The sequence below is a fragment of the Sphingomonas sp. AP28 genome, assembly GCF_056680455.1.
Window position 1 is genome coordinate 3,489,060 of the sequence record NZ_CM155283.1, and the last position, 15,887, is coordinate 3,504,946.

The 15,887-nt window shown below is 67.1% G+C and carries 11 protein-coding genes; 8 read left to right on the forward strand and 3 right to left on the reverse strand.

Features of this window, described 5'->3' with window-relative positions:
• The first annotated feature begins 1 nt into the window (after window position 1).
• From ftsZ to AC1MH0_RS16040, 3 genes are all read left to right on the forward strand, one after another.
• Entirely contained in the window at window positions 2-1,585 is a 1,584-nt protein-coding gene (gene ftsZ, locus AC1MH0_RS16030) for a cell division protein FtsZ (RefSeq protein ID WP_480963577.1), read from the forward strand.
• Window positions 1,586-1,838: 253 nt separating this feature from the next.
• Complete coding sequence (locus tag AC1MH0_RS16035; protein ID WP_480963578.1) at window positions 1,839-4,094, forward strand: tetratricopeptide repeat protein; 2,256 nt, start codon at window positions 1,839-1,841, stop codon at window positions 4,092-4,094.
• Entirely contained in the window at window positions 4,091-5,257 is a 1,167-nt protein-coding gene (locus AC1MH0_RS16040; protein WP_480963579.1) for a deoxyguanosinetriphosphate triphosphohydrolase, read from the forward strand. The genes AC1MH0_RS16035 and AC1MH0_RS16040 overlap by 4 nt, the downstream gene beginning before the upstream one ends.
• A 203-nt stretch (window positions 5,258-5,460) precedes the next feature.
• Here AC1MH0_RS16040 and AC1MH0_RS16045 read toward each other — a convergent pair whose 3' ends face one another.
• On the reverse strand, window positions 5,461-5,754 hold the full coding sequence (locus AC1MH0_RS16045) for a hypothetical protein (protein WP_480963580.1): 294 nt from the start codon (window positions 5,752-5,754) through the stop codon (window positions 5,461-5,463).
• A 216-nt stretch (window positions 5,755-5,970) separates the two neighbouring features.
• Between AC1MH0_RS16045 and AC1MH0_RS16050 the strand changes: the two genes are divergently transcribed.
• The 4 genes from AC1MH0_RS16050 (at window position 5,971) to AC1MH0_RS16065 (ending at window position 11,331) form a co-directional block, all read left to right on the forward strand.
• Entirely contained in the window at window positions 5,971-7,497 is a 1,527-nt protein-coding gene (locus AC1MH0_RS16050) for a DUF1800 domain-containing protein (RefSeq protein WP_480963581.1), read from the forward strand.
• 2 nt (window positions 7,498-7,499) lie between these two features.
• Complete coding sequence (locus tag AC1MH0_RS16055; RefSeq protein WP_480963582.1) at window positions 7,500-8,654, forward strand: DUF1501 domain-containing protein; 1,155 nt, start codon at window positions 7,500-7,502, stop codon at window positions 8,652-8,654.
• 233 nt (window positions 8,655-8,887) lie between these two features.
• Entirely contained in the window at window positions 8,888-10,612 is a 1,725-nt protein-coding gene (gene argS / locus AC1MH0_RS16060; RefSeq protein WP_480963583.1) for an arginine--tRNA ligase, read from the forward strand.
• Window positions 10,612-11,331, forward strand: a complete 720-nt coding sequence (locus tag AC1MH0_RS16065) for an SPOR domain-containing protein (protein WP_480963584.1) — start codon at window positions 10,612-10,614, stop codon at window positions 11,329-11,331. The genes argS and AC1MH0_RS16065 overlap by 1 nt, the downstream gene beginning before the upstream one ends.
• Window positions 11,332-11,704: 373 nt before the next feature.
• On the opposite strand, the gene AC1MH0_RS16070 is transcribed toward AC1MH0_RS16065, so the two are convergent.
• Together AC1MH0_RS16070 and glpD are read right to left on the reverse strand one after the other, a co-directional pair.
• Window positions 11,705-11,974, reverse strand: a complete 270-nt coding sequence (locus AC1MH0_RS16070) for a hypothetical protein (RefSeq protein ID WP_480963585.1) — start codon at window positions 11,972-11,974, stop codon at window positions 11,705-11,707.
• A 66-nt stretch (window positions 11,975-12,040) separates the two neighbouring features.
• Window positions 12,041-13,516: a glycerol-3-phosphate dehydrogenase gene (gene glpD, locus AC1MH0_RS16075; protein WP_480963586.1), complete on the reverse strand. Its 1,476-nt coding sequence runs from the start codon at window positions 13,514-13,516 to the stop codon at window positions 12,041-12,043.
• A gap of 52 nt (window positions 13,517-13,568) precedes the next feature.
• On the opposite strand from glpD, the gene AC1MH0_RS16080 reads away from it, so the two are divergent.
• Window positions 13,569-15,881, forward strand: coding sequence for a ribonuclease R family protein (locus AC1MH0_RS16080; RefSeq protein WP_480963587.1), 2,313 nt, complete (start codon window positions 13,569-13,571; stop codon window positions 15,879-15,881).
• The last annotated feature ends 6 nt before the right edge of the window (window positions 15,882-15,887 follow it).

Consider the following 15,887-nt stretch of genomic DNA (forward strand, 5'->3'; position numbering starts at 1 on the left):
GATGAGCATCGAATTCCTTAGTCCCGAAGTGGACGATCTGGCCCCCCGCATCGCGGTGATCGGCGTCGGCGGCGCGGGCGGCAACGCGATCGCCAACATGATGCGGGCCGACGTCCAGGGCGTCGACTTCCTCGTGGCGAACACCGACGCGCAGGCGTTGAAGCAGTCGACCGCACCGCAGCGGATCCAGCTCGGCACCAAGATCACGCAGGGGCTCGGCGCCGGTTCGCGTCCCGAGATCGGTCGCGCAGCCGCCGAAGAGACGATCGACCAGCTCGCCAAGATGCTCGAAGGCGCGCACATGTGCTTCATCACCGCCGGCATGGGCGGCGGTACGGGTACGGGCGCAGCGCCGGTCATCGCCAAGGCGGCGCGCGACATGGGCATCCTGACCGTCGGCGTCGTGACCAAGCCGTTCGCGTTCGAGGGCAATCGTCGCGCCAAGTCGGCCGAGGGCGGCATCGACGAGCTGCAGAAGTATGTCGACACGCTGATCGTCATCCCGAACCAGAACCTGTTCCTCATCGCCAACGCGAACACGACCTTCAAGGAAGCGTTCACGATGGCGGACGAGGTGCTCCAGCAGGGCGTCCGCAGCATCACCGACCTGATGGTGATGCCGGGCCTCATCAACCTCGATTTCGCCGACGTCCGCTCGGTGATGCAGGAGATGGGCAAGGCGATGATGGGCACCGGCGAGGCAAGCGGCGACAACCGCGCGCTCGAGGCTGCACAGAAGGCGATCTCGAACCCACTGCTCGAAGGCGTCAGCATGCGCGGCGCGAAGGGCGTCATCATCTCGATCACCGGCGGTGACGACATGCGTCTGCTCGAAGTCGACGAAGCCGCGAATCACATCCGCGACCTGGTCGATCCCGATGCGAACATCATCTGGGGTTCGGCGTTCAACCAGGAGCTGGAGGGCAAGATCCGCGTCTCGGTCGTCGCGACCGGGATCGACGCCGATGCGCGCCCGCCGGAAGTTGCGCCCGAGCCGACCCGCTCGTTCAGCTTCGGATCGCGCAAGACCGACGAGAACACGTCGTTCCGTCCGAGCGAGCCTGCCGCTTCGTCGGCCGCGCCTGCTGCGTCGTCCGCCGACGAAGAGCCGCTCGACCTGAACGCGTCGTCGGAAGTCGAGCCGTCGGCGTCGAAGTCGGATGACGAGCTGGTGCTCGGTGCCGATACGATTGTGCCGCAGGCCGCGCCTGCACCTGCGCCGGTTGCTCCTGCTCCTCAGCCGGCTCCCGCACCGCGTACCTATGGCGACGAGCCTTACGGCCGTGGCCCGATCGCGCGTCCGGCTTCGGCATCGTCGGTACCGCCCGCTCGCGCGCCGATCGCGCCGGCTGTTCCGGTGCCGACGCCGGCAGCGGACGAGGGTGGCGCACGTCGCCGCTGGCTCGCTCCGGGTGCCGAGGCTGCTCCCGAGGCGGTTCCGGCCGCACCGCGCGTGAAGCTCGGCGGTACGCTGTTCGAGCGCATGTCGAATGCGGCACGGGGTGCTGCGAAGGAAGACGGCGAAGCGGGCCCTCAGGATCCGCTCGACATCCCGCGCTTTCTACATCGCCAGAACAACCAGTAAGCCGGAATAGCCGAGGCTTCTCAACACCTTCCTGACAATTTGTCCTCCCGGCCAAGCTGCCGCGGCTCAAATCCCTCTCCCACCGGGAGAGGGAGAGACGCCGAAGGCGGCGAAGGGTGAGGGCACGCAAGCAGGCTACCGCGCTTGAGCACGCAAAACCCTGCATTCGTCGCCGCCCCAGCCCAGTTCGCCGCGCGCATGCGTGCGAGACATTGCCGGTTCGGTCGGGCTGGCGTCTAGACAGATGATCCTCATGACCCGGTCCTCCCATCATCTCCTGACCGCCGCGCTGGCACTCGTCCTCGCCGCCGTGCCGTCCGTCGCGCCCGCGCAAGCCATCGTCCAGGCGATCCCCGGTACGACCGACGCCGACAGGCTCGGCGACGTGATGCGCCAACTCGCCAGCAACCCGCGCAACATCGACGCGCTGATCAAGGCAGGCGATCTGTCGATGGGTCTCGGCGATCTCAGCGGTGCCGCCGCACTGTTCGCGCGTGCCGAGAAGGTGAACCCGCGCGACGGCCGCGCCAAGGCGGGAATGGCGTCGATCCTCGTCCGCTCCGAGCGTCCCGGAGAGGCGCTTCGCTATTACGCGCAGGCGGAAGGTCTCGGCCTCGATTCGCGGAACTTCGCCGCCGACCGCGGGCTCGCCTACGACCTGATCGGCCAGCAGGACCGGGCGCAGCGCGACTACCGCGTGGCACTCCGCGACTCGCCCGATGACGAGACGATCAGGCGGTATGCGTTGTCGCTCGGTATCTCGGGGAAGCCCGAGCTCGCGATCCAGCAGCTCAACCCGCTATTGCTCAAGAGCGATCGTGGCGCATGGCGATCCCGTGCGTTCATCCTCGCGATGAACGGCGACGTCGCTGGTGCCGCGAAGATCGCGACCACGATGATGCCGGCGGGCACCGCGCAAGGCCTGCAGCCCTTCTTCCAGCGCCTGCCGAACCTGCCGGCGAGCGACCGCGCCTTCGCGGTACATTTCGGCGAAGTCCACGCGACGCCAGCGCGGCTCGCGGATGCGCGGATGGCGCCGCCGCTGGGCCTGCTCGCCGCCGACCCGACTGCACCGGTGATGATGGCCGCCGTGACGCCACAACCCCAGGTCGCCGCGACGACGGGGAAGAAGGACAAGCGCGATCGGCGCTCCAAGCCCGACCGTGTCCAGTTGGCTGCGGTGGCGCGCACGTCGTCCATAGCAGCGCCGGGACCGACGACGACATCGGGATCGCTTCCGCCGACAACCACCGCGCCACGTGCCACGACGAGCGGTCCGGCTCCGACCCCCTACGCCGCGCCGGTCCAACTCGCGTCGGCGCCGATGCAAATGACGCAGCCGCTTCCGGTCCGCACCGCCCAAAGCGCGCCACAGCCCAGCTATCCGGCACCGAGCGTTGCGGTTCAGGCTGCCCGGACCAGCCCGGCCGCGGAAACGAACTCCGTGGTCACGGCCGCTATCGCGCCGCGCTCATCGACGGCTGCTTCGGTGCCGACACCGTCGTCGACGGGAACGCTGTCGCAGAGCGTCGCCACGCAGATGGCCGCGATCCCAGTGGGACAGGCACGCACCGATCCGACCCGTGCGGCCAATGCGCTCGCAGCGTCGGCGGCGGCGTCGCCATCACCATCGGTTTCGGCACAGCCGACTCCGGTGCAGCAGGCGCCCGTTCAGCAAACGCCCGTCCAGCAAACATTCGCTCAGCAGACGCCGCCACCGCAGTCCGCACCAGTCCAGAGCGCCAGCGGCGGAACGCCGATGCCGGGCTTTACCAGTTCCGCGACGCCTTCGCCGACGGCCCCGACGGTGGTGGCAGGCATATCCCCGTCGCGGACCCATGCGGTCGCGGCAAGCGAGGACTCGATCCTCGCGCGGATCGTCGCGGGCCTGTCGATCCCCGCGGCCGAGCTCGACGTCGCGCCGATGCGTCCCGCACCCGTCGCGACGCCGGCGGCCATACCGGTTTCGGATGATGCCGAGCGTGTGCTCGCCGAGGCGAAGGCCAAGACCGAGCGGGATGCTGCGGCCAAGGCGATCGCAGTCAAGACGCTGGCTGCGAACAATCTGGCCGCGGACAAGCTTGCGGCCGACAAGAAGGCCGCCGTCGACAAAAAGGCCGCAGCACGCAAGGCGGTTACGGACAAGAAGGCCCTCGCCGAGAAGAAGGCCGCCGCCGCCGAGAAGCTTGCCGCGGACAAGGCCGCAGCCGAGGAGAAGCGGATCGCCCGCGCCAATCCCGCGCGGACCTGGGTGCAGGTGTCGACCGGCGCAACAGAGGGCGATCTGCCCAAGGCGTGGAAGAAGGCGAAGACCAAGGCGCCGACGGTGTTCGGCACCCGCGGCGGCTGGACCGCGCCGTGGAAGGCGACCAATCGCGTCCTCGCCGGGCCGTTCAAGACCGATGCGGAAGCGCGGACCTTCGTCAATCAGCTCGCCAAGGAAGGCGTTTCGACGTTCACCTTCACCAGCGAACCGGGCGAGATCATTACGAAGCTCCCCGCGAAGTGAGTTACCGCGCGCCCTGGGCATCGGACCCGGCGCGCAGCAAAGGACGGCTTCACGAGGAACAGAACGGGTCCACCCGCGGGCCTCGCGACGCGTTCCAGCGCGATCGCGACCGGATCATCCACTCGATCAGCTTCCGTCGGCTTCGTCACAAGACGCAGGTGTTCATGGCGCCCGACGGCGATCATTTTCGCGTCCGCCTGACGCACAGCCTCGAGGTCGCGCAGATCGGCCGGACGATCGCGCGGACGCTGGCGCTGAACGAGGACCTGACCGAGGCGTTGTGTCTCGCGCACGACATCGGTCATCCGCCGTTCGGCCATGCCGGCGAGGATGCGCTAAAGGCGGCGCTGACCGGGCAGGGCGGCTTCGATCACAACGGCCATACGGTGCGCACGCTCGTCACGATCGAGCGGCCGTATCCGTTGTGGAACGGGCTCAACCTGACGTGGGAGACGCTCGAAGGCCTAGCCAAGCATAATGGCCCGGTGCGGCATCCGGGGTGGGCGCTGGCCGCGGCGGATGCGGAGTTCGGACTCGCGCTGAGCAGCTTCTCGTCGCTGGAGGCACAGGTCGCGGCGATCGCCGACGACATCGCCTACGACAACCACGACATCGACGACGGCCTGCGCGCCGGATTGCTGACGCTCGACCAGATGCTCGCGGTGCCGCTGGTCGCGCGCGGCTGGGACGACGTGCGGCGGCGATTCCCGGATATCGAGCCGAAGCGCCTAGTCGGCGAGCTCGTCCGCACGCAGATCGGGACGATGGTCAACGACCTGATCGCCGAGACCCGCCAGCGGATCGCGGCAAGCGGCGTGACGAGCGTCGACGACGTCCGCGATGCGGGGCAGTGCCTGGTCGGCTTCTCGCCCGAGATGCGCGAGGCGGAGCGCGACCTGAAGCGCTTCATGTACGCCAATCTCTATCACCATCCGCGACAGTTGGCAGCGGCGGATGCGGCACATGGGATCGTGGCGGGCCTGTTCGCGGTGTACCGCGACGATCCCGCGACGATCCCCGAGGAATGGCGCGATCGGCTGCCAACCGTCGATCCTGATCGCAGCCGCCACATCGCGGATTTCATCGCCGGGATGACGGACCGGTACGCCGTATCGCGCTACCGCGACTTGGTCGGCCCGATCGACTTACCCGAGGGGTTCTGAACTTTCGGCTCCCCTCCCTGGAAGGGAGGGGCTGGGGGTGGGTAGGCTAGCTTGTGCCGCGTCCGTTCCGTGCTACGGGAACCGACCCACCCCCAACCCCTCCCTTCCAGGGAGGGGAGTAAAAGTTGCCGGCTCACTCAAACGCAAAACGGCGGCCGGACCGAAGTCCGACCGCCGTCACGCCGTCTTACAACGAAGTCGGCTCAGCGCGTAACCGAAGCGATCCCGCCAGCCGCGCCTGTGGCCTCGGCGGTCTTGAATGCGACCGGTACGCCACCCGACTCACCCGATACGCGATTGCCGCGGACGATCAGGTGGAACTTCTGGCCCGACGGATAGCGACGGCCGTCGATGACCTGGCGGCCATGGTCCTGCGTCGAGGTATAGACGTACGTGCTGCCCTCGTGGACGAAGCTCTGCTTCGCGTCGGCGGCCATGCCGATCGTCGAGGTGAGGGCCGCCGCTGCTGCTGCGATGATCTTGATGGTCGTGCGCATGATCGTATCTCCCGAAGTGCGTCGAGCCGGATCAGGTCTTTCACCCAACTCTCGAGTCAGCGGAATATTGCAGTGCAGCATGGGTTGCAATTGCAAACCTATCCGTCGCGATTGCACTGCGCGCAACGACGGACAGCGCTGCCGATGCGACGAGCCGCGGAGGCGACATACTTCCACGACATTTGGCGTCTAAATCCGACGTTGAAGGAGAGTGTCGTGTCTGCTTCCAGTATCGCGCTCAATCGGTTCGGCCTTGGCACAAGGCCGGGGGATGTCGTTGCCGGCGAGCCGGCGACGTGGGTGATGGCCCAGTGCGACCGGTTCGAACCACGGCCGGCGGTGGTGGCGAGCGCGCCCTCGACGGCCGGAATTTCTGTAGGGCTCGCCGCCTATTATGCGCAGGAGAAGGCGATCCGCGCGCAGTTCGGGCCGCGCATGCCGAAGGCCGCCGTCGGCGCGGACACACAATCCGCTGCGGCTGCGCGGGCGATGTCCGTGCCGCAGTCCCCGGGTGTCGCGGCGCCCGCGATGGCGCATTTCCCCGCCGTGCCGGGTGCGGCCGATCCGGGCACGGCTGCGCGGCAGGAGGCGCGCCAACTTATCGGCAAGCAGACTCGCAACGATTACGGCACGGCGGTCGCGGCGCGGACGATGGCCGCGCTGACCGGCGAGGCACCGTTCGTCGAGCGCCTCGTGCATTTTTGGGCGAACCATTTCGCGGTCTCGACCGAGAAGTTCGAGGTGATGGCGCTCGCCGGGCCGATGGAGTTCGAGGCGATCCGCCCGCATGTGCTCGGTAAGTTCGCCGACATGCTGAACGCGGTCGAGCGGCATCCGGCGATGCTGCTGTATCTCGACCAGGCGGTGTCGATCGGCCCGGACAGTCCGTTCGCCGTCCGGAAGACCAGGCGTCGCACCGGGCTGAACGAGAACCTCGCGCGTGAGATCATGGAGTTGCACACGCTCGGCGTCCGCAGTGGCTACAGCCAGGCCGACGTCACCGAGTTCGCGCGGGCGATGACCGGCTGGACGGTCGCAGGCATCGGGCGCGGTCCCGGTGCACGCATCCAGGATGATTCGCGCGCGGGCAGCTTCCTGTTCCTCGACGACGTTCACCAGCCCGGCGATCGCTCCGTGATGGGCAAGCTCTATCCCGCGGCGGGGGAGGCGCAGGCGCAGGCGGTGCTCTCCGACCTGGCCGTCCACCCGGCGACCGCGACGCACATCGCGACCAAGCTCGCGCAGCATTTTGCCGGCGATGCGCCGCCCCCGGCGATGGTCGCACGGCTGAAGACGGCGTTCCTGAAATCGGGCGGTGACCTGCCGACGGTGTACCGCGCGCTGGTTGCGTCGCCTGAGGCTTGGGTGACCCGGCCGGTGAAGTTCAAGTCGCCCTGGGAATGGTATGTCTCGACCCGGCGCGCGCTTGGTACGTCGACGGTCCAGCCCGGCGTGACTGTGGGGATGATGAACCAGCTCGGCCAGCCGATCTGGCAGCCGGGGCAGCCGATCGGGTATGACGACGTCGCCGCAGCCTGGGCCGGGCCTGTTGCGATCATGCGGCGTGTCGAGGCGGCGGAGCGGTTCGCGGCGCGCGCCGGGCCGGTCGATGCACGAGCGTTGGCGCCGACTCTGTTCCCCGCCTCGCTTAGTCCTACCACCGCGCAGGGCCTGTCGCGTGCGGAAAGCCCTGCGCAGGCGCTCGCGCTGTTGCTTGTCGCTCCAGAATCGCTGCGGAGATAGTCATGCTCGACCGTCGTTCCTTCCTCTCGACCGGTACGCTCGGCGTGCTGGCGTCGGCCTTTGCACCGCGCATCGCCTTTGCGCGTGCGGCGACCGACAAGAGGTTCGTGTTCATCATCCAGCGCGGCGCGGCCGATGGTCTCGGGACGATCGGCGCGGTCGGCGATCCGGCCTTTGCAGGCGTGCGTGGCGATCTTGCGGCGGACTTTGCGACGGGCGCCAAGCTCGACGGCATGTTCACGCTCCACCCCGCGATGACCGCGAGTGCCGGGCTCTACACGCAAGGCCAGGCGCTGTTCGCGCACGCGATCGCCTCGCCCTACCGGGATCGCTCGCATTTCGATGGCCAGAACGTGCTCGAAACGGGTGGGGTCAGCGCGTATCAGGTCCGCGACGGCTGGCTCAACCGGCTGCTCGGCGTGCTGCCGGCGGACGAGGCGCGCGCGATCGCGGTCGCGGCGACCGTGCCGATGGCGTTGCGGGGCCGGCGCGAGGTGGCATCCTATGCACCGTCGAGCCTGCCCGACGCGTCCGACGACCTGCTGCAACGCGTCGCAATGCTCTACGACGGCGACCAGCAACTGCACGGCCTGTGGAGCGAGGCGATGGCGACGCGGCAACTCACCAGCGATCTCGCGCAGGACGGCGGGCGCAATGCGGCTGCGACCGGCGCGCTCGCCGCGCGGTTGCTAAAGCCCGACACCGGCGCACGGATCGCGATGATCGAGACCGGCGGCTGGGATACGCACACCGGCCAGCGCGGTCGACTGACCGCGCAGTTGAAGGGCCTCGACGCGATGGTCGCGTCGCTGCAGGCGGGGCTGGGGCCGTTATGGGCAGACACGATGGTGCTGGTCGCGACCGAGTTCGGACGGACCGTCGCGGTCAATGGCACCGGGGGGACGGATCATGGCACGGGCACGTCTGCGATGCTGTTTGGCGGCGCCGTGAAGGGGGGCAGGGTGGTGTCGGACTGGCCCGGTCTCGCCCCTGCTGCGCTGTATGAGGCACGCGATCTGAAGCCGACGATGCAGCTCGATGCGTTCATCGGCGGTGCGGTCTCGTCGCATTTTGGCGTCGAACCGGAACGGGCGATGGCCGCGCTGTTTCCTGCGAGCGCGAAGACGGCGGCGATCGAGGGGTTGGTTCGGGTCTGAGATCCTTTCTCACTGCCTGACGCCGCTTCTGTTCCCTCGCGAACGCGGGGACCCAGGATCTCGGGCGGTGCATGTGGTTTAGCTGGGCCCCCGCGTCCGCGGGGGAACAGTTATGCTCGGGCATGCGATGAACTCTGCCCGGCGGAAGCAACCCAACCCAGCAACGGGATTAAAATTGAGCGCCGCGCCGCGATGGTCTAGAGCGCGCGTTTCCTTGACGTACCGGGACTGCCATGACGCTCTACACCCGTTTCGCCGCGCATATCGATGCGGCGCTCGACACGCTGACCGCGGCGGGGACGCTGCCGGACGGTCTCGATCGCAAGAACGTCACGGTCGAGCCGCCGCGCGACACCAGCCACGGCGATCTCGCGACCAACGCCGCGATGGTGCTCGCCAAGCCCGCCAAGACCAATCCGCGCGTGCTCGCCGATGCGCTGGTCGCCGAACTGTCGAAACTCGAGGACGTCGCCTCGGCGAGCGTGGCGGGCCCCGGCTTCATCAACATGAAGCTGACCGATGACGCGTGGCGCGCCGAACTCGCCGCGATCCCCGAGGCCGGTGCCGACTACGGCCGTTCGAAGCAGGGTGACGGGATCACCGTCAACATCGAGTATGTGTCGGCCAACCCGACCGGCCCGATGCACATGGGCCATTGCCGCGGTGCGGTGGTCGGCGATGCGCTCGCCAGCCTGCTTGAGTTCGCTGGCCACAAGGTCATCCGCGAATATTACGTCAACGATGCCGGCGGCCAGGTCGACGTGCTCGCGCGCTCGGTCCACCTGCGGTACCGCGAGGCGCTCGGTGAGACCGTCGAGATCCCCGAGGGCCTGTATCCCGGCGATTATCTGATCCAGGTAGGTGAGGCGCTAAAAGAAGATTTCGGCGACAGATATGTTGGAGCGCCTGAGGCCGAGTGGCTCAAAATTTTTCGGACGCGCGCCGTTGAATACATGATGATCCTGATCCGTGAGGACTTGGCTCTTCTCGGTATTCGTCACGAGGTGTTCTCGTCCGAAGCTGAACTCCAGGCTGCTGGTAAGCCCGAAGCGGCCGAGGCGGAACTGCGCTCGCGCGATCTCGTCTATGACGGCGTGCTCGAAGCGCCGAAGGGCGAGACGCCCGACGATTGGGAGCCGGTCGAGCTGCCGCTGTTCCGGTCGTCGCAGTTCGGCGACGACCAGGATCGCCCGATCAAGAAGTCGAACGGGTCCTGGACCTATTTCGGCGCCGATCTCGCCTATCATTTTCAAAAGAGCCAAAGTGCCGACCAGCTGATCGACATCTGGGGCGCGGATCACGGCGGCACGGTCAAGCGGATCGTCGCGGCGGTGGCGGCGCTGACCGGCGGCAAGACGCGGTTCGACGTCAAGCTCGTCCAGATGGTCCGGCTGTTGCGCAACGGCGAGCCGGTCAAGATGTCGAAGCGGTCGGGCAATTTCGTCACGCTGGCGGACGTCGTGCGCGAGGTCGGCAAGGATGTCGTGCGCTTCACGATGCTGACCCGCCGGTCCGATGCGCAGATGGATTTCGACTTTGCGAAGGTGGTCGAGGCGTCGAAGGACAACCCGGTTTTCTACGTCCAGTACGCGCATGCGCGGATCGCATCGCTGCATCGGCGCGCGGCCGAGGCGGGAATTACGCCGATGTCTGCCGATCTGTCCCGGCTTGATACGGACGAACTGGCACTCGTGCAGCTCGCGGCGCAGTTTCCGCGGCTTGTCGAGATCGCCTCGACGGCACGCGAACCGCACAGAATTGCGTTCTATCTCTATGACTTGGCTGCGGCCTTCCATGCGCTGTGGAATGTCGGCAACGATCGCCCCGATCGTCGCTTCCTGGTCGTCGAGGATCCGCAGGCTACCGCGGCACGGCTTTTCTTGGCGTCCGCTATAGGGCAGATTATTCATAATGGCCTCGCCATCATGGGTGTCGAAGCGGTTTCGGAGATGAAGTGATGGCCGAAGACATGGATCTGCGCGAGGAAGACCGGCTCCCCTGGCTCGAAACCGTCGAGCCGGACGAGCAGGATACGGTCGGCATCGGCCGCGTCATCGCACTGGTCGTGCTCGGCCTGGCGGTGCTCGCGGCGATCATCTTCGGCATCTACAAGCTGCAACAGCGCGCGCCCGCAGGCGACGGCCAGCTGATCGCCGCGCAGGAAGGCGACTACAAGGTCAAGCCCGACGATGCCGGCGGCCTGAAGGTCAAGGGCGAAGGTGACTCGGCGATCGCTACCAGTGCGGGCAAGTCGGGCAACGGCGCGATCGATTTGCGCGGCGTGCCGGAAGCACCCGTCGCGGGCAAGCGCGCGGTTGCGGCCAAGGTTGATGACGCCGCGGGTCGTAACGCAGTTGCACAGGTGCCGGCGTCGGGCGGACGGCTGGTCGCTGCAGCACCCTTGGCGGCATCGAAGCCGAACGGCGCCGGAAACGCAACTGGCGGCTCATTGGTTCAGCTCGGTGCGTATCCGAGCGAAGCGATTGCCAAAGCCGCGTGGACGAACTTCTCGAAGCGGTTTGCGTATGTCGGCGCACTCGGCATGTCGATCCAGCCGGTCGCGACCGGTGGCCGTACCTTGTACCGCCTACGCGTCAATGCAGGCAGCGCGAACCAAGCAGCGGACGTCTGCGGTCGTCTGCGCGTCGCAGGCGAAACCTGCTTCGTCGCAAGCTGATTACACGGACGGGGCGGCAGCTTTGAGCAGTCGCACTTGAGGCTAGCCAGTCGTTAACTGGTGGCGAAGGCTTTGTCTTTCGAGGTCCTGATCAGCCCTCGACGCCCCTTACGACGCTGAGAACAGATTGGGTCTATCGCACCGTCCGATTGTCTGAAGAAAGTGCAAGGCTATCAACGCTGCGGCGTCCGTTTCGCAAAAACGTATCGCGCTGAACCGCGGCACCGGTGCAACACGATGCTGTCGCTGCGCTCCGTACCGGCCCATACCCGAGGTCACGACTTTTACCGCTACAGCCAGCCTTGCCACCTGAGCGAACGTATTTCGCTCAGGTGATAGGTGGCGGTCGCCGGCGAGCGCACGACGCGAGGGATCAGATCGAGCGGCGGTGCTTTCCGCCGTATTTGCGGCCGATGTAATCGCCAATCTGCGCCACTTCGGTGGCGGCGGCGCGGGCACCGTTCATATGGCAGGGGAGCGGATCGCTGGCGTGATCATTCGCGCGGCGCTTCACCGTATCGCACAGTTCCTCGATGTCCGCGCGCGACAGCACGTTCTTTTCACGCAGCAGGCAAATCAGACTCTGAAGGATGACGAGGTTCTTGTCCTCGGGATCGACTTGGAGTTCCGGGTATGTGGCCATTGGAGGTTTCCTCGCTGGATATGCGGCAAGGATATGCTCAATCGCGAAACATGCAAGTCCGCAGGATCACGAGACGAATGTCTCGCGCCACCATGTACCGAACGCGTCCGTCTCCGTCTTGCCCAGGCTCAGGCCAATCTTGCTGCGGCGCATTAATGCATCTTCGGGTATCCTGGCCCATTCGCGATCGTGCATCCAGCGCGCTTCGATCTCCGTCAGGCCGCCCCCGAAGTCCGCGCCTAGTCCTGCTGCGTCAGTGACGCCTGCGAGCATATCGTCGAGCATAGCGCCGTAGGCATGCGTCATCCGTTCGCTACGGGCATCGCCCAGGAACTGCCACCGCGCACGGACCTGCGCGAGATAGGTGGCGAAAGGCGGGATCGCGCCACCGGGGAAGGCACGGTTGCGGGTCGTTTGGCGAACGGGCATCCCTAACGTCGGGGCGAGCTTTTCAAGGGCTTCCTCAGCAAGATGGCGCGCGGTGGTGATCTTGCCGCCGAACACGGACAGCAATGGTGCTGCATCCGCTTCTCCGAGCGTATCGAGTTCGAGGACGTAGTCGCGTGTGACGGCCTTCGCCTCGCTGGCACCGTCGTCGTAGAGCGGGCGCACGCCGGACCATGTCGACGTGACGTCGGCGGGCGTGATCTGCCGCGTGAAATGCTGGTTCGCGGCATCGCAGAGATATGCGATCTCGCCAGCGTCGATCACCGCATCTTCGGGGCGGTCGACGGGGATGTCGGTGGTGCCGATCTCGGTCTGGCCCTGGTAAGGGATGGCGAAGACGATACGGCGGTCCGCGAGTTGCAGAATATACGCGTGGTCGCCCTCGTACAGCCGGGGCACGACGATGTGGCTGCCCTTGACCAGTCGGACGCCGGCGCTGGCATTGATGCCGAGCCGGCCGAGCAGTTCCGCAACCCAGGGGCCGGCGGCGTTGACGAGCGCGCGCGCCGCGACGTCGCGGCCGTCCGATAGCGTTGCACGCCATACGGAACCGTCGCGGCGAGCAGTGACGAGTTCGGTGCGGACCGCGATATCTGCGCCATTATCGTGCGCGTCCATCACGTTGAGCACAGTAAGGCGGGAGTCGTCGACGAATGCGTCGGAATATACGAAGCCCCGCGCGCCGTTCTTTAGCGGTGCGGTATAGGCAGCGTCGCTTTTGCGCAGGCCGCGCGATCGTTTCAGCGTCATCCGGCCGCCAAGCCAATCGTACATGTACAGGCCGAGACGGACCATCCACCGCGGCCGCACGGCGTTTTCGTGCGGCAGTACGAAGCGCATCGGCCGAATGATATGCGGCGCGGCCTTCACCAGCCGTTCGCGTTCGCGCAGCGCCTCGGCGACCAGCTTGAAGTCGTAATATTCGAGGTAGCGCAGCCCGCCATGGATCAGCTTGGTCGAGGCGGACGAGGTCGCGGCGGCGAGATCACCCTTTTCTACGAGCAGCACCGACAGGCCGTTAAGCGCCGCCTCGCGCGCGATCGCGGCGCCGTTGATGCCGCCGCCGACGATGAGGATGTCGTAACTTTGCGTCATGTCCGCAGCTTAGCCGTTTGGTAATGGCGGGCCTACCGACTATCTCTATGCGATGTACAAGCCAAAAGCCGGTCTTCCGACGCGCGAGCAGATCCTCGACTTCATCGCCACCTCCGACGTGCCCGCGGGCAAACGCGAGATCGCCAAGGGCTTCGGGCTCAGCGCGCAGGACAAGATCGGCTTGAAGGCCTTGCTCAAGGACATGGCCGACGAGGGTCTGATCGACAGCGCACCCGGTCGTGCCTTCCACAAGATGGGCGGCATCCCGAAGGTGACGGTGCTGCGGATCGCCGATGTCGATGACGGCGGCAACGTCTGGGCGGTGCCCGAGCGCTGGGAGGCGGAGGGTATCCCCCCGCCACGCCTGCGCGTGCGCGAGCGGAAGCGCGGCGCACTGGGAGTCGGCGAGCGGATACTCGCGCGGACCGAGGAGGCCGGGAACGGCTGGATCGCGCACCCGATGAAGGTGCTCGCACCCGCGTCCGAGCAGGTGCTCGGCGTGCTGCGCGAGGAGGCCGGGCGGCTGTGGCTGACCGGTGTCGATAAGCGCGAGCGGCGTGAGTTCGCGGTCGCGGATGCGGGTGGGGCTGCACCGGGCGATCTGGTGCTGGCGGAACTCGCGGGCAAACCACCGAAGATTGCGGCGCGGGTCGTGCAGAAGCTGGGCGACCCGTTCGCGGCACGCAGTTTCTCGCTGATCGCGATCCACAAGCTCGGCATTCCCGACGTCTTCTCGCAGGAGGCGCTCGACGAGGCCGAGCGCGTGTCGAAACTGCCGCTGGGAGAAGCGCGCGAGGACCTGCGCGACCTGCCGATCGTCGCGATTGATCCGGAAGACGCGCGCGATCACGACGACGCGGTCTGGGCCGAGGCGGACGACGATCCCTCGAACGCCGGCGGGTGGAAGGCGATCGTCGCGATCGCCGACGTCAGCTTCTACGTGCGGCCGAAGTCCGAGGTCGACCGCGAGGCGCGGCGGCGTGGCAACTCGGTGTATTTCCCCGATCGGGTCGTGCCGATGCTGCCCGAGATCCTGTCGGCGGAGGTGTGTTCGCTGAAGGAGGGCGCAGACCGTGCCGCGCTCGCGTGTCATCTGCGGATCGGCAAGGATGGGTCGCTGAAGTCGTGGCGATTTACACGCGCGGTCGTGCGGATCGCGGCGAACCTCGCGTACGAAGAGGCGCAGGCGATCATCGACGCCTCCTCCCCCCCCGTCTTGCGGGAGGGGTCGGTGGAGGGCGGTGCACCGCTCGATCCGACTATGAGTCAGGAAGCCTCTCCCCCGACCCCTCCCGTCGACGAGAGGGGAGATATGCTGGCCGTGCTTCAGCCGCTCTGGGCCTGCTGGCATGCGCTGGCCAAGGCGCGCGATGCGCGCGCACCGCTCGACCTCGACCTTCCCGAACGCCGGGTCGTACTCGACGCGCAGGGGCGGATCATGTCCGTGTCCCCGCGCGAACGGCTCGACGCGCACCGGCTGATCGAGGACTATATGATCGCCGCCAACGTCGCCGCCGCCAAGGCGCTGGAGGCGAAGAAGGCGCCGGTGATGTACCGCATCCACGAGCCGCCGAGCCGTGAGAAGCTGGCGGCGCTGAAGGAATATCTCGAGACGTTCGACGTGCCGTTCGCGCTCGGGCAGGTCGTTCGCCCCGCGACGTTCAACCATATCATCGAGCGGATCGGCGACGCGGATTTCCGGCCCCAGGTGATGGAGCAGATCCTCCGCACGCAGACCCAGGCCTATTACGCGCCCGGCAACCACGGGCATTTCGGGCTCAGTCTCGGCAGCTACGCGCACTTCACCTCGCCGATCCGGCGCTATGCCGATCTGCTCGTCCACCGCTCTCTCGTGTCCGCCTATGGGCTCGGCGAGGGCGGATTGCCCTCTGACGACGCGGCCAACATGGAGTCGGTCGGCGAGATCATCAGCCGGCTCGAACGCCGCGCGATGGAGGCCGAGCGCGACACGACCGATCGCTATGTTGCGGCGTTTCTGTCGGAGCGCGTCGGCCAGGTGATGGACGTGCGGATCACCGGCGTCACCAATTTCGGCTTCTTCGCGACCGTCGAGGGTATCGGCGGCGACGGCCTGATGCCGGTCCGCGATCTGGGCGGCGAGTATTTCCGCTTCGACGAGGGCGCGCGGACGCTGACCGGGGAGCATAGCGGCGACGTCTTCGCGCAGGGCCAGACGCTGGAACTGCGGCTGGCGGAGGCGAACCCGGTATCGGGCGCGCTGCGCTTCGAGATGCCCGAGGGCAGGGGCGCGGCGCCGCCGATGCGCGACGGGCGCAAGCCGACGCGCGAGATCAAGCGGCGCGGGCGGCCCGCGAACATCCGTCATCAGGGAAAGCGGCGTTAGGAATTG

Coding starts and splice junctions, on each gene's coding strand:
- ftsZ (WP_480963577.1), top strand. CDS start 2: ATGAGCATCGAATTCCTTAGTCCCGAAGTGGACGATCTGGCCCCCCGC.
- AC1MH0_RS16035 (WP_480963578.1), top strand. CDS start 1,839: ATGACCCGGTCCTCCCATCATCTCCTGACCGCCGCGCTGGCACTCGTC.
- AC1MH0_RS16045 (WP_480963580.1), bottom strand. CDS start 5,754: ATGCGCACGACCATCAAGATCATCGCAGCAGCAGCGGCGGCCCTCACC.
- AC1MH0_RS16055 (WP_480963582.1), top strand. CDS start 7,500: ATGCTCGACCGTCGTTCCTTCCTCTCGACCGGTACGCTCGGCGTGCTG.
- argS (WP_480963583.1), top strand. CDS start 8,888: ATGACGCTCTACACCCGTTTCGCCGCGCATATCGATGCGGCGCTCGAC.
- AC1MH0_RS16065 (WP_480963584.1), top strand. CDS start 10,612: ATGGCCGAAGACATGGATCTGCGCGAGGAAGACCGGCTCCCCTGGCTC.
- AC1MH0_RS16070 (WP_480963585.1), bottom strand. CDS start 11,974: ATGGCCACATACCCGGAACTCCAAGTCGATCCCGAGGACAAGAACCTC.
- glpD (WP_480963586.1), bottom strand. CDS start 13,516: ATGACGCAAAGTTACGACATCCTCATCGTCGGCGGCGGCATCAACGGC.
- AC1MH0_RS16080 (WP_480963587.1), top strand. CDS start 13,569: ATGTACAAGCCAAAAGCCGGTCTTCCGACGCGCGAGCAGATCCTCGAC.